The organism is Bacillus sp. FSL R5-0659, assembly GCF_038008785.1.
GTDB classification, from domain to species: Bacteria; Bacillota; Bacilli; order Bacillales; family Bacillaceae; genus Bacillus; species Bacillus safensis.
Genome location: NZ_JBBOZU010000001.1, coordinates 1,800,673 through 1,820,778 on the forward strand (window position 1 = coordinate 1,800,673; position 20,106 = coordinate 1,820,778).

The 20,106-nt window shown below is 48.5% G+C and carries 13 protein-coding genes; 8 read left to right on the plus strand and 5 right to left on the minus strand.

Features of this window, described 5'->3' with window-relative positions:
- Window positions 1-9 precede the first annotated feature (9 nt).
- From glcD to NSQ72_RS09095, 5 genes are all read left to right on the plus strand, one after another.
- Entirely contained in the window at window positions 10-1,419 is a 1,410-nt protein-coding gene (gene glcD, locus NSQ72_RS09075; protein WP_039179147.1) for a glycolate oxidase subunit GlcD, read from the plus strand.
- Window positions 1,416-2,759, plus strand: a complete 1,344-nt coding sequence (locus NSQ72_RS09080) for a (Fe-S)-binding protein (RefSeq protein WP_144464602.1) — start codon at window positions 1,416-1,418, stop codon at window positions 2,757-2,759. The genes glcD and NSQ72_RS09080 overlap by 4 nt, the downstream gene beginning before the upstream one ends.
- 72 nt (window positions 2,760-2,831) lie before the next feature.
- Window positions 2,832-4,316 carry a spore germination protein gene (locus NSQ72_RS09085; protein WP_106025075.1) on the plus strand — a complete coding sequence of 495 codons (1,485 nt, stop codon included), beginning with the start codon at window positions 2,832-2,834 and terminating at the stop codon, window positions 4,314-4,316.
- Window positions 4,317-4,328: 12 nt separating this feature from the next.
- Entirely contained in the window at window positions 4,329-5,429 is a 1,101-nt protein-coding gene (locus NSQ72_RS09090) for a GerAB/ArcD/ProY family transporter (protein WP_058838610.1), read from the plus strand.
- The gene (locus tag NSQ72_RS09095; RefSeq protein WP_144464600.1) at window positions 5,426-6,526 is read left to right on the plus strand and encodes a Ger(x)C family spore germination protein; all 1,101 of its coding nucleotides are present in this window, start codon (window positions 5,426-5,428) and stop codon (window positions 6,524-6,526) included. Before NSQ72_RS09090 ends, NSQ72_RS09095 begins: the two co-directional genes overlap by 4 nt.
- Before the next feature lie 6 nt (window positions 6,527-6,532).
- On the opposite strand, the gene NSQ72_RS09100 is transcribed toward NSQ72_RS09095, so the two are convergent.
- The 3 genes from NSQ72_RS09100 to NSQ72_RS09110 all read right to left on the minus strand — a co-directional run bounded on the left by NSQ72_RS09100 (window position 6,533) and on the right by NSQ72_RS09110 (window position 7,894).
- Window positions 6,533-7,228: a hypothetical protein gene (locus NSQ72_RS09100; protein WP_341083872.1), complete on the minus strand. Its 696-nt coding sequence runs from the start codon at window positions 7,226-7,228 to the stop codon at window positions 6,533-6,535.
- A gap of 147 nt (window positions 7,229-7,375) precedes the next feature.
- Window positions 7,376-7,522, minus strand: a complete 147-nt coding sequence (locus tag NSQ72_RS09105; protein ID WP_341083873.1) for a hypothetical protein — start codon at window positions 7,520-7,522, stop codon at window positions 7,376-7,378.
- 141 nt (window positions 7,523-7,663) lie between these two features.
- Complete coding sequence (locus NSQ72_RS09110; RefSeq protein ID WP_039179160.1) at window positions 7,664-7,894, minus strand: excisionase family DNA-binding protein; 231 nt, start codon at window positions 7,892-7,894, stop codon at window positions 7,664-7,666.
- A gap of 324 nt (window positions 7,895-8,218) precedes the next feature.
- On the opposite strand from NSQ72_RS09110, the gene NSQ72_RS09115 reads away from it, so the two are divergent.
- The gene (locus NSQ72_RS09115; RefSeq protein ID WP_064498563.1) at window positions 8,219-8,821 is read left to right on the plus strand and encodes a DedA family protein; all 603 of its coding nucleotides are present in this window, start codon (window positions 8,219-8,221) and stop codon (window positions 8,819-8,821) included.
- Window positions 8,822-8,859: 38 nt separating this feature from the next.
- Here NSQ72_RS09115 and NSQ72_RS09120 read toward each other — a convergent pair whose 3' ends face one another.
- Window positions 8,860-9,681 (minus strand): uroporphyrinogen-III synthase, encoded by an 822-nt coding sequence (locus NSQ72_RS09120; RefSeq protein ID WP_341083874.1) that lies wholly within the window; start codon window positions 9,679-9,681, stop codon window positions 8,860-8,862.
- Window positions 9,682-9,823: 142 nt separating this feature from the next.
- Here NSQ72_RS09120 and NSQ72_RS09125 point away from each other — a divergent pair, with 142 nt between their 5' ends.
- Window positions 9,824-10,444, plus strand: a complete 621-nt coding sequence (locus tag NSQ72_RS09125; RefSeq protein WP_341083875.1) for an acetate uptake transporter — start codon at window positions 9,824-9,826, stop codon at window positions 10,442-10,444.
- A 38-nt stretch (window positions 10,445-10,482) separates the two neighbouring features.
- On the opposite strand, the gene NSQ72_RS09130 is transcribed toward NSQ72_RS09125, so the two are convergent.
- A complete protein-coding gene (locus NSQ72_RS09130) occupies window positions 10,483-11,502 on the minus strand; it encodes an LLM class flavin-dependent oxidoreductase (protein ID WP_047203393.1) in 1,020 nt (339 codons plus the stop codon).
- Between the two features lie 174 nt (window positions 11,503-11,676).
- Here NSQ72_RS09130 and NSQ72_RS09135 point away from each other — a divergent pair, with 174 nt between their 5' ends.
- Window positions 11,677-20,097: a hypothetical protein gene (locus NSQ72_RS09135; protein WP_341083877.1), complete on the plus strand. Its 8,421-nt coding sequence runs from the start codon at window positions 11,677-11,679 to the stop codon at window positions 20,095-20,097.
- Window positions 20,098-20,106: the final 9 nt, after the last annotated feature.

Below are 20,106 nucleotides of genomic sequence, written 5' to 3' on the forward strand. Positions count from 1 at the left end.
TGAATGCGCATGTTAAATTCTGAATTTTTAAATCAATTGAAAAAGATTGTTGGTGCGCCTTACGTACAGGACAGTAAAGCCGATCGGCTTGCCTACTCTTATGATGCAACACCAAATTTTCAGCAGATGCCAGATGTCATCGTAAGCCCGCATACGGCTGAGGAAATCCAGCAAATTGTCCGGCTCTGCGCCTCATATCATATACCGATCGTGCCAAGAGGATCAGGAACGAACCTTTGTGCAGGTACATGTCCCACACAAGGCGGACTTGTGCTGCTGTTTACAAGAATGAACCAATTAATAGAAATAGATGAAGAAAACCTGACAGCAACGGTGCAGCCTGGTTTGATCACACAGGAACTCATTCGCCAAGTAGAGGCAAAAGGGCTCTTCTATCCACCTGATCCAAGCTCTATGAAAATCTCTACATTAGGCGGAAATATTAATGAAAATTCAGGTGGTCTCCGGGGCTTAAAATATGGCGTGACAAGAGATTATGTACTTGGACTTGAAGTGGTTCTGCCAAACGGTGACATTATGAAAACAGGCGGCAAACTTGCAAAGGACGTGGCCGGGTATGATATGACCCGTTTGTTCGTAGGTTCAGAAGGAACGCTCGGGATTGTCACTGAAGCCACGCTGAAGCTTTTGCCGCTTCCAGAAACAAAACAAACGATGCTTTGCTTATATGAAAGCCTAGAGGAAGCAGCCGCTTCAGTGTCGGCGATTATTGCAGAGCGTATCATCCCCGCCACATTAGAATTTATGGATCAGCCGACCCTGGAAGTCGTTGAAGACTTTGCAAAAATCGGTTTGCCGACGGACGTTCAAGCGGTGCTGTTAATCGAACAGGACGGCCATCCTGAGGCGGTTTCCCGTGATATGCAGAGCATCGCAAAAGTGTGTAAGCAGCACGGTGCAAAAGAAGTGAATATCGCTCATTCTGAAGAAGAAGCAAATGCACTTTTAACAGCGAGACGATCCGCTTTATCTGCTCTCGCCCGGTTAAGCCCAACGACCATTTTAGAAGATGCCACAGTCCCTCGGTCTGAAATTGCCAGCATGGTGCGGGCAATCGAAGATATTGCGAAGGAGTACAAAGTGAAAATCTGCACATTCGGTCATGCAGGTGATGGCAATTTGCACCCTACTTGTGCAGCAGATGCAAGAAATGAAGAAGAAATGAAACGGGTGGAGGAAGCCTTTCAGGCCATTTTTGAAAAAGCCGTCTCACTTGGCGGCACCATTACGGGTGAACATGGTGTGGGTCTTATGAAAGCCCCTTACTTGGAACTAAAGGTCAAAAAAGAAGGCATTGCAGCAATGAAAGCGATCAAACAAGCGCTAGACCCAGAAAATATGATGAACCCTGATAAAGTGTTTGGTAAAGCCGCAAGAAAGCGGGTGGTGGTCTCATGAGTTCCTCTAAACAAACAGAGATTCAGCAATCATTTCAGCAGCAAATGGACGAAAAAGAGCTGCTCAATTGCATGCGCTGCGGCTTCTGCCTTCCTTCCTGCCCTACTTATATTGAATCTGGGCAACAAGAAACACACTCTCCCCGCGGCCGAATTGCTTTAATGAAGGCGGTGAGAGACGGCGTCATTGAGCCAGATGAAGATGTCGAGCATTCACTGAATCTTTGTCTTGGCTGCCGTGCATGTGAACCGGTCTGCCCTTCCGGCGTTAAATATGGCCGGTTACTTGAGGATGCAAGAGACATCATTCAGCAGCACAAAAAACAATCCATCCCTGTCAAACTTGTGAGACGTGCAGTATTCAAAGGACTCTTTCCTTCACAAAGCCGAATGCGGCAAGCGGCAGGACTTCTTCGATTTTATCAAACATCTGGTCTGCAAACAGCCGCCCGTAAAACTGGCATGCTGAAGGTGCTTCCACCGCACTTACGCCTGATGGAACAGGCGCTTCCAACGGTGCCGCGTCAACAAAAAAGCCGTTTGTCGGAATATAAAGCCGCTGGCCCAGCAAGTAAGCGTGTCGCCTTTTTTACTGGCTGTTTAATGGATACCGTTTTTTCCAGTACAAACGAAGCGACCATCCAGCTTTTGCAGCTGGCAGGCTGTGACGTCATCGTCCCTCCTATTCAAACGTGCTGCGGAGCGCTTCATGGTCATAGCGGAGAAAAAGAGCAAGCGAAACAGCTAGCAAAGCGGAATATTGAAGCATTTGAAAAGATAGATGCAGATGCCATAGTCATGAATGCGGGCGGTTGTGGTGCTTTTTTAAGTGATTACGATCATTTGCTTCACGATGATCCGGACTTTCAAAAACGAAGTGAAATCTTCTCAAAGAAAATCACCGATATATCAGACATTTTAGTGGAGCTGGAATTTCACCGCCGTATGCCGCTTGCTTTGCCAGAGCAGGTCATCACCTATCAAGATTCCTGTCATTTGCGGAACGGAATGGGTGTACAGCATGCGCCAAGGGTGCTGATGAAGGCCATTCAAGGCATATCATTTAAAGAAATGAAGGATTCGGGCCGGTGCTGCGGCTCAGCTGGCATTTACAACATCTTGCAGCCAAAGATGTCGATGCAAATTTTAGATCATAAAATGACAGAAGCAAGGGAAACAAAGGCTGTTGTCATCGTTACGTCTAATCCAGGTTGTCAGCTGCAAATGGCAGCAGGCATCAAACGCGCGGAGCACTCGCCGACCATGCGTGCCGTCCATCTAGCTGATTTATTATTAGAAGCTGTTCAATATGGAAAAAAAGCGTCCAGCCCATCAAGCTGAACGCTTTTTTCATGCATATCTTTAGACAATCGGTTAGATAATAGAGCCAAATCGCCGAAGGAGCTGGTCCAAATGCTGAAGAAAAACAAACAACAAAAGGACCCGAATTCAGTATTTGAAGCATTGTCACGTTCTGCTGATTTTACAAATGAGCTGTCTCGAAATGGAGATTTTCTGTATAAGATTTCCTTTTTTCGATCTTTAATTAATGGACATCTTCTACATGAACAAATTCTCCCCTCTCTCAAACAAATGCACCTGACACCTACTCTTGAAGAGCTGAAAGAACAAATTCCCATTGAGCAGGCTGTCATCACGAGCGATCTTCAAAAAGTGGAAGAAGCCCTTCACCGGGGCAGCATTGCCATTAGACTAGAGACAGATTGGGGCAAAACGCTTCTTTTGCCGATTGAAGAAAAGAAAGGCAGACAAGTTGGTCCGCCTGAGATTGAATTTGGCATTATCAGTGCACAGGAAGCATTTGTGGAGGTTTTAGATACCAATTTAAATTTGGTCAGGCGGCGGCTGCCGACGCCTAACCTGAAAGTTGAGGAAAAGACGGTTGGTACGCTCTCTCAAACAAAAGTAGCCGTGTTATATATTGAAGAAATCGCTAACCCAGAAAACATCGAAACGGTTCTTCAGCGAATTGAGGACGTTGATTATGATCAGATTTTAGATGCGAATTACCTCGCTCAAATGCTTTATGATGTGTCCAATACGATTTTTCCGTTGTTTTTGAATACAGAAAGACCCGACCGTGTGTCTTCAGGTTTATCAGAAGGGAAAATTGCCATATTAGTGGATGGCTCGCCTCATGTCTTGCTTGCCCCAACTATTTTACTTGAGTATTTTTCCACTATGGAAGACTACAATATGTCGTGGATTGCGGCTTCTTGTTTTAGGCTGTTACGCATATTTGCTGTGATATTTTCCATTTTTGCGACACCTTTATATGTCGCCGTTTTAACCTTTCATTATGAGCTGATCCCAAAGGATTTATTAGAAACCATTGTATCCTCGCGCTATCTTGTTCCATTTCCTCCGATCATTGAGGCACTATTTTTAGAGACTTCGATTGAATTACTAAGAGAAGCAGGGTCAAGGCTCCCAGCTAAAGTCGGGCAGACGCTCGGGATTGTTGGAGGGATTGTCATTGGACAGGCGGCTGTAGCAGCAGGCTTAACGAGCAATATTTTACTCATTATTGTTGCCCTGTCTGCTCTCGCCTCATTTGTCACGCCTATTTACAAAATGGGTAGTACCATTCGGCTGCTGAGATTCCCTTTTTTACTCGCAGCACAGGTTTGGGGCGCATTAGGCATTGCTGTGATGGGATCTTTTCTGCTCACCCATTTAATGAAATTAACTTCAATTGGCCGCCCATATTTAGAGCCTATTTTTCCAATGCGCCTTGCTGATTTAAAGGGCAGTCTGATTCGTCCTCAGCTCCGTTTTTTGAACAAAAGGCCGGAAAATTTACGACCGCAAAATGAAACCATCCATCGCTCTAAGCCAAAGCAAGGCCGTAAGGGGAAAAATGATTTTTATGAATAAGGAAGTGAAGGCATGAGTTCTTCTTCTGTCAAAGAGAAATTTCAAGTATCTCCTTATTTTGTGTTTTTTCTCGTCAATGCCAATCAAGTCGGTGTCAGCATTTTAAACTTTCAAACAAACCTTGTTCGTTCTATCAATAATGATGGATGGATCGCTATTTTGATTTCTGGCATGAGCGTCAATGTGATGATCTTTCTCATGTACTTGATGTTTAAAAAGGCCCCTTCGGATGAATTTGGTGAAATCACGCAATATGTATTTGGCAAATGGATTGGGCAATTATTCAACATTCTTTATATCTTATATTTTGCTTCTTTGTCGCTGACCGTCCTTATCCATTACATGGATGTGATCCATGTATGGCTGTTTAAAGAAATTCCTGGTCTTTTGTTTGCGTCTGTACTGCTGCTGCTTGTGTATTACATACATACTGGTGGCTTTAGAACCATTGCTGGATGGGCATTTTTTAGTGTTGTACTGACGTATTGGATGACGTTTATCTGTTTTTATGCCATGAAGTATAGTCACCTTCGTTTCATGTTCCCAATGTTTGATCATACATTTTCGCAAATGCTTGTGGGAGTCAAAGATGCATCCTTATCCATGTTTGGTTTTGGCACCCTGCTTGTCTATTATCCCTTTATTAAACAAGCTCAGACATCTCAAAAATTTGCTCACATGGGGGTATTATTTACGACATGCTTAAACTTGCTCACTTTTCTCGTCTCTATAGCGTATTACTCAAGTGCTCAGCTCAAATTAACAAAATGGCCGACGCTAACGTTAACGAGCATTGTGAAGCTTCCGTTTATCCAGCGCTTTGAATTTATTGAAGTGTCTCTTTGGCTACTTCTGATCATTCCTAATATCACGATTCCATTATGGGCAGCGAGCCGAATGGCAAAAAAAATGCTTCATACGAACCAGCGCGTCACGTTCATCGGGCTCAGCATCCTCATTCTGATCATGTTTTCGTTTTTTGCCAGTGCAACTTCTTTTGAAACCTTTAATCAATGGGTGGAATTTAGCGGATTCATTCTGATCTATGGATTGATTATCTGTATGGTCATTGGACTGATGCTGAAAAAAAGGAGGGGGAAAAAACGAGCATGAAACGTTATATACTTACGGGCCTCATGTTGTGTAGTCTTTTGTTAACCAGCTGTGCAGAGCCCCGCCTTTTAGATGAATTAAATATCTCTCAGGCGGCAGGATTTGATTTATTGGAAGATGGAGAAATGAAGGGCTTCTTTGTCTTCCCTGTCTTTAAAAGTCAAGAGCAAGGAAGTTATCAAATATTAAGTGCAAGGTCAAACACCATTAGCAATATTCAATTTCTTGTATCAGAAAAATCGCCTTTTCCAGTCGTCATGGGCCAGGTGCTCGTTATTTTAGTCAGTGAAAAGTTAGCAAAAGAAGTCGGCATGATCGATTTAATGAATTATATTTATCGTGATCCTATCATTGGTTCACGCCAAGTGTTTGCAATTGTAGGCGGAGAAGTGGAAGAGTTATTATACACAAAAATGAATCAAACGAACTTAAATATAGGTGTATATCTCTCTGATCTGCTCACCCAAAATATGCGAAATGGCAATGAACCTGTCACCAATCAGCATATTTTTATGAATCAGATGCTGGCAAAAGGAGTCGATGCATACCTCCCTTACATCAAGAAAACAAACAATGGCATTAAGATCACAGGAGTCGCTCTGTTTGATCATGAAAAAATGGTCAGTCATATACCTGGAAAAGACACGTTCACATTTAAAGCGATGATTGAAAATCATAAAAATGGCATCTATGAGTTTCAATTGGCAGATCAAGCAAAGACCCATGTCGTCATTGAAAATATCAAATCTCATGTGTCTTACCGAATCAAACCAACGAAAAACCTAACAAAGAAGCCTCATATCATGATTGATATCAAGCTGAAAGGCGAATTAAAAGAATTCATGAAGTCCAAAAAAATTGATAAACCTTCTATATTGAACCATGTTGAAAAAGAAGTAGAAAAACGTGTCGCTCAGCAAGGACAAGACCTTGTTCAATCCTTTAAAAAGCAAAACATAGATCCTCTTGGGCTGGGCCTTAGGTATAGATCAAAAGACAAAGCAGTGACACCAGAAAAATGGAAGAACATTTATCCTGATGCAGATGTACAAGTTAAATGCCACATGAAAATTGTTCAAACGGGAGTCAGCCAATAAAAAGGCTTATTCAAATATGTCTTGTTTGTTCTCCAAGATTTTGGACACTTTCATTTTCACTCGTGGAACATGATCTTTTTGATAATATTCATTTAAAATCTTTTCTACTTCATTTTTATCAGTTTTAAGGATTTTAGGTGAATATTGTTCCACTAGAGCCGGTCTATTTCCTTTTGCACAGTTTGCCATTGTATCTAGTGCAATTAAGCTGAAAGGTCTACCTTTGTTTAGCCAAGATTTCATTCTCTCCCAGGTTGGGTAGCTGACGGCTGCCAGCCTTCCCCACTGATCGTGAAAATGGGTGCAATTTGACTCCATCCAATCCAATATTTTATTAGAACGGAAACGGTGCAGGCAAATAAAAGCCTCTAACGGCAATTCTTTTTCACTGACAGATTTCAATTTATCTAGAGTACGTTGTAATCCCTCATCTACTGGCAAACTGCTGGCGGCTGCCCACGAAAGCGGATAAAGAAATTCTTCATCAGCTTGATCCAAAAGTTCCCTCACCCACCCAGCAGCAGAGGTACCTAACACATCAGCCGTAATTTCTAACATGCGCGATTTCACTTCGACATGATGTGTTTGATCAAACCTACTTTGAACAGCATCCAAGATTCTTTGCTGATCGTGCTGTTTCAAAGCAACGATGACATCATCCTCAAGAAACCATCTAGTGATTGAAAAGTCTAATAAAGACACCAAATCACGCCTAACGGCTTGTAATGTTGGTGCTTTTTCACTTTTGGTGATGACAACATCCTCCTCTAATTGGAAAGCCTGTCCGTCCTCTCCATAAAAATCATCGTGCAGTAAAAATTGTTTAGAAGAATGGAGAACAGCTAGGTTTTACCATTCAATAGGCCGTAATGAATAGGTAAGTAGTCTTTCGTGGCATTGACGGCATAATTCATAAGGCTGTTTCGGTTCATCAGACGCTTCTAAAATGTCCATTTCGTTTTTTTGACAGGCTTCACATAAAGTAGTTGTCCCCAAAAATTCCACTTCCTTTTCCTGCAAATGAATGATCATTCTGCTTTTATCATCTTTCATTCGAGAAAGCATGAGGTGAAATAGAGATTAATCTTTCTATCATCCGCGGCCATTGATCCATGTTGATTCAATTGAAAAGATATTCTAATCTTCATCCTTTACATCGGGGTCTTCCGGAATCGGTTCATTTAAGATCTCTTGGACGAGCTCTTTATATTGTTCGAGCTGCTTTAAATGCGTTTGAAACTGCCCTTGATAAATAAGATAAGATTCCCCGTCAAATACGTAACGGATCTTTTTTTGCTGGATCAATTTTTCAATATACGCTTCTGATACTTCCAAGTATTCAGCTGTTTCTGCGATTGTTAAATACATGTTTGTGCACCACCCGTTCGTTTCATCTAACAAATTATATCATGATCTACTGAAAAAACGGATGCATCCTATTCTCTTTTATGGTGACCATTCTTCACATAGCAAGTAGATCGTCTAGATGCCGGCAAATATGGTATGATAAAATCTGCTAGATGAGAGCTTGCCAACATAGACCTGGTGAAAAAGCCAGGTTCAGTGGTGTCTGTATGAGCCGCAAACCATGCTGGCATATATAGAAAGCATACTCATGAGAAAAGCAAAACAAGCATAGGCTCTTATAAGGATGCTTGAAGAAAATTCGTATTTAAAGGCAGAGTGAAATGAATGGGAACCTTTTTTAATGAAATTTTAACCTGGCTGACAAGCCTTGGTTATGTAGGTGTAGCACTAGGGCTGATGATTGAAATCATTCCGAGTGAAATTGTACTTGCCTATGGCGGATATATGGTGTCAACAGGCACAATAGGTTTTGTTGGAGCTGTTATTGCCGGCGTCATTGGAGGTACACTCGCCCAGTGTTTTATTTACTGGATCGGTCTGTACGGCGGAAGACCTTTTTTAACAAAGTATGGAAAGTATTTATTCATCCATGAACATCATATCGCGACTGCAGAGCGCTGGTTTGACCGGTATGGAACCGGTGTAGTGTTTACCGCACGCTTTATCCCTGTTGTCCGCCATGCCATCTCGATTCCAGCGGGTATTGCTAAGATGCCTTTTTTGAAATTTGTTTTCTTGACAGGATTAGCTGCCATTCCTTGGTCCATCTTATTTATCTATCTTGGCATGCAGCTCGGGACAAAATGGGATCATATTCAAAGTGTTGCTCATACTTATACAACCCCTATTATGGTCATTGCTATCATCCTGATTGTTCTCTACTTTGTACTCAAAAAAATTCGGACGAATCGAAAACGGACAATCTAACAAAAACGCCTTTCACTGATCTGGTGAAAGGCGTTTTTTTATGAGTGTGCTGATTGTTTTTCCATATATCGGGATAACTCTATTATCATTGCACCCATTCTCTCAAGTGATGGGGCAAGAATTCGGTCTATTCCCTCTTCTTTTAAAGCTTCAGCAGTGACTTTCCCGACAGCTACTGCCAGTACGTGCTGCTCGAATAATGCTTGCAATTCTTCTTTTCTGCCCCATTCTGCGGCTAATTTGAAAAAGGCGTGAACCTGGACAGCGGTTGTAAAGCAAACGGCATGAACTTGTCCATCTATCATTTCTTGCAGCAACGTTTCAGCTGCCTCTGGGTCAGGAGGTGTGTGCTGATATGGTAAAAGCGGCAAAACATCTGCCCCCTTGTCATGTAAAAACTGAATGAGAGCTGGTGCATTTTCACCATGAAGCTGAACCATTACACGTTTGCCTTGAAACTCCTTGTCTTCAAGTTTTGAAATTAAGTCACGAACCGTACCGTCTTCATCAGAGACCTCCGGGTGAATCCCGCGTTTTTTCAGCGCAGCAAAGGTTTTGTACCCTCTTGAAGCAATATGGGCATTTGATAGAATGTTCATAAATTCATTACCAAGCTGCAGCTCTTCGGCACTCTCAATTAATGTGTCTGTACCGATGCCTGTTGTTAAGATGACCCAGTCTGCCCCTTGTTTCACAAAGGTCTCTATGCCTGGCTTTAATTCTTCTTTTGCTAAAAATACGGTTCCTTGAAGAGAGCGAATAACGGCTTGTCCTCCTTGTTTTTCGACAAGTGTACGCATTTCTTCTGTTTTTCTCGTTCCACAAATGGCAATCGTTTTCCCAGATAAGCCTTTACTCATATTATCCCTCTTTTTCTATCACATTTGATATGTATTAAATATAGATTTATTTGGAAGACGATGCAAGTGTCTACTAAAAAAGAGCTTGACGTTTCTATCGAATTCGAGTATCTTTTGTAAGTGCAAATTGTAGGAGGTCATTATGGAAAAACAGAATGTTCAAGCAATTCGATTATCAATTGCAGACCCAACACCACTTGGTTTGTTTGGTTTAGCAATGGTGACGCTCGTTGCGTCCTCACAAAAACTAGGAATCACAGATGGCACTTCCCTTATTTTACCTTGGGCTATCTTCCTTGGAGGAATCGCGCAGCTGATCGCGTCCATACAAGATTCAAAGCATCATAATATTTTTGGAGCCACTGCTTTTGGCGCATTCGGTCTTTTCTGGATGGGCGTTGGAACGACTTGGCTCATTCAAGCCAGCGTTTTTGGGAAAACGCTTGCGGGAGCAGCAGATCCAAAACAGCTAGGCTTTGCGTTTATTGGTTATTTGATTTTCAGCTTGTTTATGACGATTGGTGCAATGGAAACACATAAAGTGTTATTTTTGATTTTCGTCTTTATTGATTTCTTATTCATTGGTCTTTCCCTTAGCACTTTTGGTGTGATGTACGATGTCACTCATACCATGGCTGGTATTGCAGAATTGATCATTTCCCTGCTTTCATTTTATGGTTCTGCAGCTGTTGTCCTTAATACACATTTTGGCCGTATTGTTCTGCCAATTGGACAACCATTTCGCATTTTTACAAAAGCATAAATAAAAAAGAACTGCTCTGTGCAGTTCTTTTTTTATGTTTAATTTTCTTGTGCCTCTTGAAAGATCTCTCCGATAATTTCATACGAACGCATTCTTTCTTGATGGTCAAACATATCCGAATTAATCATCACTTCATCAGCTTGAGTAGCTTCAATAAAGGCTTCTAATTCTGTTTTCACCTTTTCTTTATCCCCAATGATAGTCGAGCTTAATTGTTCATCCACCATCGCCTTTTCATATGGACTCCAAAGACCGTCCATGCTGTCGACAGGCGCTTTCAGTTTTCCTGGTGTATTGCGAATGAGACTTAAAAACCGCTGATAATGAGAGGTTGCCAAATATTCAGCACGCTCAGTTTGATCTGCAGCAAAAACCGTCACACCAACCATGGCATAAGGCTCTTTTAACACATCAGAAGGTCTAAATGACTGTCTGTACAATTCTAACGCGGGAATTGTATTTTTAGGTGAGAAATGTGCTGCAAAGGCAAATGGCAATCCAAGTTCTCCTGCAAGTCTGGCGCTAAAACCACTTGAACCAAGGAGCCAAATTGGAATGTCCAGGCCTTCTCCTGGAACAGCTCTAACATGTTTTTTAACCTGACCGGTCGGCTTGAAATATTGCATCAGTTCTTCAAGCTGCTCAGGGAAATCTTCTCCGTTATGAAGATTACGTCTAAGCGCTCTTGCTGTTAACTGATCCGTCCCTGGTGCTCGGCCAAGACCTAAATCAATTCTCCCCGGATACAATGTCTCAAGTGTGCCAAATTGTTCGGCAATGACAAGTGAAGAATGGTTTGGCAGCATAATCCCACCAGACCCTACTCGAATTTTTTCAGTTCCTCCAGCAATATATCCAATTAAAACGGACGTTGCAGAGCTCGCAACCCCTTCCATGTTATGGTGTTCTGCCAGCCAGTATCTATGATAGCCCCACTTCTCCGCCTTTTTTGCTAAATCCATGCTACGATCAAAAGATTCTTTAATGGTGCCTCCTTCTGTCACAGAGGATAAATTTAAAACGGAATAGGCTTTGCCCTGTAAAACTGATTGACTCATAAATGATGTCCCCATTTCTGTCAAATATCATACTATTTTTATACTTTCAACACCATAACATAAATCCATGAAAGATTTAAATAATTTGATTCGATGATTTTCGAAATGATGATTTTTTAGGTTTTACTTCCAATTTAAAAATTTGCACATAGAATGAAATATCAATTCTAGGAGATGGGCAATTTGTACAATCAATTCGAACACAAATGTCCCTTTTGCGGTAAATACCATGAACAGCCTCATTACAAAAGATCACGTCATGACCGTCCTCGAAAAAGAGACTGTCCATTCATTAAACAAGAATATATAAAACAAAATATATCTCAAGGGAATCACCCCTGCCACATTGCAAAAGGAATAAAGCAATCAAAACCAAATCAAAGAGCTGGACCAAGAGGCCTGGCAGGCCCAGCAGGCCCCCCCGGACCAACCGGACCTACTGGCGGGTTAACCGGCGCCATTCCTTTTAATCCCTCACAATCACAAGATTACGATGCAGGGCAAGTGGTCACGTTTGATGGTAGTACTTACATTGCCAATGTTGACGCTCCATCAGGAATACCTGGACTCTCCCCCGACTATACCCTTTTGGCTGCTTCTGGAGAAACTGGGCCTACGGGTCCTACTGGGATCGGATTAAGTGGTGTTGAATCCTATGATCCTGTAACGGCACCAACATATTCAGTAGGGCAAGTGGTCACTTATGGTGGGGGTACTTATCTTGTGAATTCTTCACCACCTTCAGGTACGCCAGATACGTCGCCAGATTACACACTTTTAGCAGCACCAGGTGAAACTGGCCCTGCAGGTGCTACGGGTATTACTGGTTCTACTGGTTCTACCGGGGCTACAGGTATCACTGGAGTTACTGGTCCTACTGGCGTCACAGGTAGCACTGGAGATACCGGCGCTACGGGTGCCACTGGTATTACCGGTGCTACTGGCGCAACGGGTGTCACTGGAGATACCGGTCCTACTGGCGCAACGGGTGTCACTGGAGCTACTGGTCCTACTGGCGTAACGGGTATCACTGGAGTTACTGGCTCTACCGGCGCCACGGGTATCACTGGAGTTACTGGCTCTACCGGCGCCACGGGTATCACTGGAGTTACTGGCTCTACCGGCGCCACGGGTATCACCGGAGCTACTGGTTCTACTGGCGCTACGGGCAGCACCGGAGCTACTGGTCCTACCGGCGTCACAGGTAGCACTGGAGTTACTGGCTCTACCGGCGCAACGGGTGTCACTGGAGATACCGGACCTACAGGGGCAACGGGCAGCACTGGAGATACTGGTCCTACTGGCGCAACGGGTGTCACTGGAGCTACTGGTCCTACTGGCGCTACGGGTGTCACTGGAGCTACTGGTCCTACTGGCGCTACGGGTATTACTGGAGCTACTGGACCTACTGGCGCTACGGGTATCACCGGAGCCACTGGCTCTACCGGGGCAACGGGTGTCACTGGAGCTACTGGAGCTACTGGCGCAACGGGTAGCACTGGAGATACTGGTTCTACTGGTGCTACGGGTATTACCGGAGCCACTGGTATTACTGGACCTACTGGTCCTACCGGTGCTACAGGTAGCACTGGAGTTACCGGACCTACCGGTGCGACGGGTGTCACTGGAGATACCGGTCCTACTGGCGCTACGGGTATTACTGGAGCTACTGGACCTACTGGCGCTACGGGCAGCACCGGAGATACCGGTCCTACTGGCGCTACGGGTAGCACTGGAGATACTGGTTCTACTGGTGCTACGGGTATTACCGGAGCCACTGGTCCTACCGGGGCAACTGGTGTTACTGGACCAACGGGGCCTACCGGTGCTACAGGTAGCACTGGAGTTACCGGACCTACCGGTGCGACGGGTGTCACTGGAGATACCGGTCCTACTGGCGCTACGGGTATTACTGGAGCTACTGGACCTACTGGCGCTACGGGCAGCACCGGAGATACTGGTCCTACTGGCGTAACGGGTAGCACTGGAGCTACTGGTTCTACTGGTGCTACGGGTATTACCGGAGCCACTGGTCCTACCGGGGCAACTGGTATTACTGGAGATACTGGTTCTACCGGTGCGACGGGTGTCACTGGAAATACCGGTCCTACTGGCGCTACGGGTGCCACTGGTATTACCGGTGCTACTGGAGATACGGGCGTAACGGGTATCACTGGAGTTACTGGCTCTACCGGCGCCACGGGCAGCACTGGAGATACTGGTCCTACTGGCGCAACGGGTGTCACTGGAGCTACTGGTCCTACTGGCGCAACGGGTGTCACTGGAGATACTGGTCCTACTGGCGCTACGGGTAGCACTGGAGATACTGGTCCTACTGGCGCTACAGGTGTCACTGGAGATACTGGTCCTACTGGCGTCACAGGTAGCACTGGAGATACCGGTCCTACCGGGACGACGGGTGTCACTGGAAATACCGGACCTACCGGGGCAACGGGCAACACTGGAGCTACTGGCCCTACTGGCGCTACGGGTATTACCGGGGCTACTGGCCCTACCGGCGCTACGGGTATTACCGGAGCCACTGGTCCTACCGGCGCTACGGGTATTACTGGACCAACGGGTCCTACAGGTGTCACAGGCATCACCGGAGATACTGGTCCTACTGGCGTCACAGGTAGCACTGGAGATACCGGTCCTACTGGTGCTACGGGTATTACCGGAGCCACTGGTCCTACCGGGGCAACTGGTATTACTGGAGATACTGGTTCTACCGGTGCGACGGGTGTCACTGGAAATACCGGTCCTACTGGCGCTACGGGTGCCACTGGTATTACCGGTGCTACTGGAGATACGGGCGTAACGGGTATCACTGGAGTTACTGGCTCTACCGGCGCCACGGGCAGCACTGGAGATACTGGTCCTACTGGCGCAACGGGTGTCACTGGAGATACTGGACCTACTGGCGCTACGGGTATCACCGGAGCCACTGGCTCTACCGGGGCAACGGGTGTCACTGGAGATACTGGACCTACTGGCGCTACCGGTATCACCGGAGCCACTGGCTCTACCGGGGCAACGGGTGTCACTGGAGATACTGGTCCTACTGGCGCTACGGGTAGCACTGGCGTTACCGGCCCTACTGGCGCTACGGGTCCTACCGGGGCAACGGGTGTCACTGGAGATACTGGTCCTACCGGCGCAACTGGTGTCACTGGAGATACTGGTCCTACTGGCGCTACGGGTATCACCGGAGCCACTGGCTCTACCGGGGCAACGGGTGTCACTGGAGATACTGGAGCTACTGGCGCAACGGGTGTCACTGGAGATACCGGTCCTACTGGCGCTACGGGTAGCACTGGAGCTACTGGTTCTACTGGTGCGACGGGTATTACCGGAGCCACTGGTCCTACCGGGGCAACTGGTATTACTGGACCTACTGGTCCTACCGGTGCGACGGGTAGCACTGGAGTTACTGGCTCTACCGGGGCAACGGGTGTCACTGGAGTTACTGGTCCTACTGGCGCTACGGGTAGCACTGGAGTTACTGGTCCTACTGGCGCTACGGGTATCACCGGAGCTACTGGTTCTACTGGCGCTACGGGTATCACCGGAGCTACTGGTTCTACTGGCGCTACGGGTATTACCGGAGCTACTGGTTCTACCGGTCCTACTGGCGCTACGGGTGCCACTGGTATTACCGGTGCTACTGGACTTACAGGGGCAACTGGTATTACTGGACCAACGGGTCCTACTGGCGTAACGGGTAGCACTGGAGATACTGGTCCTACTGGCGCTACGGGTATTACCGGGGCTACTGGCCCTACCGGCGCTACGGGTATTACCGGGGCTACTGGCCCTACCGGCGCTACGGGTATTACCGGAGCCACTGGTCCTACCGGCGCTACGGGTATTACTGGACCAACGGGTCCTACAGGTGTCACAGGCATCACCGGAGATACTGGTCCTACTGGCGTCACAGGTAGCACTGGAGATACCGGTCCTACTGGTGCTACGGGTATTACCGGAGCCACTGGTCCTACCGGGGCAACTGGTATTACTGGAGATACTGGTTCTACCGGTGCGACGGGTGTCACTGGAAATACCGGTCCTACTGGCGCTACGGGTGGCACTGGTATTACCGGTGCTACTGGAGATACGGGCGTAACGGGTATCACTGGAGTTACTGGCTCTACCGGCGCCACGGGCAGCACTGGAGATACTGGTCCTACTGGCGCAACGGGTGTCACTGGAGATACTGGACCTACTGGCGCTACGGGTATCACCGGAGCCACTGGCTCTACCGGGGCAACGGGTGTCACTGGAGATACTGGACCTACTGGCGCTACCGGTATCACCGGAGCCACTGGCTCTACCGGGGCAACGGGTGTCACTGGAGATACTGGTCCTACTGGCGCTACGGGTAGCACTGGCGTTACCGGCCCTACTGGCGCTACGGGTCCTACCGGGGCAACGGGTGTCACTGGAGATACTGGTCCTACCGGCGCAACTGGTGTCACTGGAGATACTGGTCCTACTGGCGCTACGGGTATCACCGGAGCCACTGGCTCTACCGGGGCAACGGGTGTCACTGGAGATACTGGAGCTACTGGCGCAACGGGTGTCACTGGAGATACCGGTCCTACTGGCGCTACGGGTAGCACTGGAGCTACTGGTTCTACTGGTGCGACGGGTATTACCGGAGCCACTGGTCCTACTGGCGTAACGGGTAGCACCGGAGCTACTGGTCCTACTGGCGTAACGGGTAGCACCGGAGCTACTGGTCCTACTGGCGTAACGGGTAGCACTGGAGATACTGGTTCTACTGGTGCGACGGGTATTACCGGAGCCACTGGTCCTACCGGGGCAACTGGTATTACTGGACCAACGGGTCCTACCGGCGCTACGGGTGTCACTGGAGATACCGGTCCTACTGGCGCTACGGGTGTCACTGGAGATACCGGCCCTACTGGCGCTACGGGTAGCACTGGAGATACTGGTTCTACTGGTGCGACGGGTATTACCGGAGCCACTGGTCCTACCGGGGCAACTGGTATTACTGGACCAACGGGTCCTACCGGCGCAACGGGTAGCACTGGAGCTACTGGTCCTACTGGCGTCACAGGTAGCACTGGAGATACCGGCCCTACCGGGACGACGGGTGTCACTGGAAATACCGGACCTACCGGGGCAACGGGCAGCACTGGAGCTACTGGCGCTACGGGTAGCACTGGCGTTACCGGCCCTACTGGCGCTACGGGTATCACCGGAGCCACTGGCTCTACCGGGGCAACGGGTGTCACTGGAGATACTGGTCCTACTGGCGCTACAGGTGTCACTGGAGCTACTGGTCCTACTGGCGTCACAGGTAGCACTGGAGATACCGGACCTACCGGGACGACGGGTGTCACTGGAAATACCGGACCTACCGGGGCAACGGGTAGCACTGGCGTTACCGGCCCTACTGGCGCTACGGGTATCACCGGAGCCACTGGCTCTACCGGGGCAACGGGTGTCACTGGAGATACTGGCCCTACTGGCGCTACGGGTGTCACTGGAGATACCGGTCCTACTGGCGCTACGGGTATTACCGGAGCCACTGGTCCTACCGGCGCTACGGGTATTACTGGTCCTACTGGTCCTACCGGTGCTACAGGTAGCACTGGAGTTACTGGCTCTACCGGGGCAACGGGTGTCACTGGAGTTACTGGTCCTACTGGCGCAACAGGTATCACCGGATCAACTGGAGATACCGGCGCTACAGGCATTACAGGTGCAACGGGCATCACCGGAGATACTGGTCCTACTGGCGCTACGGGTATCACTGGACCAACAGGTCCTACCGGTGCGACGGGTATCACTGGAGATACTGGTCCTACTGGCGTAACTGGTATCACTGGACCAACAGGTCCTACCGGTGCGACGGGTATCACTGGAGATACTGGTTCTACTGGCATCACTGGAGATACTGGTCCTACTGGCGTAACGGGTATCACTGGAGATACCGGTCCTACTGGCGCTACAGGTATCACTGGAGATACTGGTTCTACTGGCGCTACAGGTATCACTGGATCAACAGGTCCTACCGGCGCAACTGGTATTACTGGACCTACCGGTGCGACGGGTGTCACTGGAGATACCGGTCCTACCGGCGCTACGGGTAGCACTGGAGATACTGGTCCTACTGGCGCTACAGGTGTCACTGGAGATACTGGTCCTACTGGCGTCACAGGTATCACTGGAGATACCGGACCTACCGGGGCAACGGGCAGCACTGGAGCTACCGGCGCTACGGGTAGCACTGGCGTTACCGGCCCTACTGGCGCTACGGGTATCACCGGAGCCACTGGCTCTACCGGGGCAACGGGTGTCACTGGAGATACTGGACCTACTGGCGCTACAGGTGTCACTGGAGATACTGGTCCTACTGGCGTCACAGGTAGCACTGGAGATACCGGAACTACCGGGACGACGGGTGTCACTGGAAATACCGGACCTACCGGGGCAACGGGCAGCACTGGAGCTACTGGCGCTACGGGTATCACTGGCGTTACCGGCCCTACTGGCGCTACGGGTATCACCGGAGCCACTGGCTCTACCGGGGCAACGGGTGTCACTGGAGATACTGGTCCTACTGGCGCTACGGGTGTCACTGGAGATACCGGTCCTACTGGCGCTACGGGTGTCACTGGAGATACCGGTCCTACTGGCGCTACGGGTATCACCGGAGCCACTGGCTCTACCGGGGCAACGGGTGTCACTGGAGATACTGGTCCTACTGGCGCTACGGGTATTACCGGAGCCACTGGTCCTACCGGCGCTACGGGTATTACTGGTCCTACTGGTCCTACCGGTGCTACAGGTAGCACTGGAGTTACTGGCTCTACCGGGGCAACGGGTGTCACTGGAGTTACTGGTCCTACTGGCGCAACAGGTATCACCGGATCAACTGGAGATACCGGCGCTACAGGCATTACAGGTGCAACGGGCATCACCGGAGATACTGGTCCTACTGGCGTAACGGGTATCACTGGAGATACCGGTCCTACTGGCGCAACGGGTATCACTGGACCAACAGGTCCTACCGGTGCGACGGGTATCACTGGAGATACTGGTCCTACTGGCGTAACGGGTATCACTGGAGATACCGGTTCTACTGGCGCCACGGGTATCACTGGACCAACAGGTCCTACTGGTGTAACTGGTACCACTGGAGATACCGGTCCTACCGGTGCGACGGGTGTCACTGGAGATACCGGTTCTACTGGCGCCACGGGCATCACTGGAGATACTGGTTCTACTGGCGCTACAGGTATCACTGGAGATACTGGTTCTACTGGCGCTACAGGTATCACTGGATCAACAGGTCCTACCGGCGCAACTGGTATCACTGGAGATACCGGACCTACCGGTGCGACGGGTGTCACTGGAGATACCGGTTCTACTGGCGCCACGGGCATCACTGGAGATACTGGTCCTACTGGCGTAACGGGTATCACTGGATCTACTGGTCCTACCGGCGCAACTGGTATTACTGGACCAACGGGTCCTACCGGCGCTACGGGTATCACCGGAGCTACTGGAGCTACCGGCGCCACAGGCATTACAGGTGCAACTGGTTCTACCGGCGCTACGGGTATTACTGGGGCTACCGGACCTACCGGTGCCACAGGTATTACTGGAGTTACTGGACCTACTGGTGCCACTGGTATTACTGGGGCTACTGGGCCTACCGGTGCCACAGGTATCACCGGAGCTACTGGAGCTACCGGCGCCACAGGCATTACAGGTGCAACTGGTTCTACCGGCGCTACGGGTATTACTGGTTCTACCGGCGCTACGGGTATTACTGGGGCTACTGGGCCTACCGGTGCCACAGGTATCACCGGAGCTACTGGAGCTACCGGCGCCACAGGCATTACAGGTGCAACTGGTTCTACCGGCGCTACGGGTATTACTGGTTCTACCGGCGCTACGGGTATTACTGGTTCTACCGGCGCTACGGGTATTACTGGGGCTACCGGACCTACCGGTGCCACAGGTATTACTGGAGCTACTGGGTCTACCGGTGCCACAGGTATCACCGGAGCCACTGGGCCTACCGGTGCCACAGGTATCACCGGAGCTACTGGAGCTACCGGCGCCACAGGCATTACAGGTGCAACTGGTCCTACTGGCGTGACAGGTGTTACTGGTGTCACTGGGGCTACTGGAACAGGTGGTTTTACAGATACTGCACTTTATGCTGCTAATAGTTCTGGACCTACCATTGTTACTGTAGCAGGTGGAACGAATATTCCTCTGCCAAACTTTCAAAACATTACTGGTTTTACGGCAAACGGCACAAGTACTGTTTTTACCGTTCTGCAAACTGGTAAATATTATATTACGTATCAAGTCAACACCACTACAGCTCTTTTGATTAGTACACGTTTGCTTTTAAATGGAGCAACTACTATTTCTGGTTCTGTTCAATCACCTGTTATCTCAACTTCATTTATCAACAACACTATTATTGTTAGTTTAACAGCTGGAAGCACCATTTCACTGCAGTTTTTTGGGGCAGTTGTCACAGCTATTTTAGTTGGAGGAGGCGGTGCTGCAGGTGCTACCTTGACCATCATTCGGCTTAGCTAAACGAAAAAA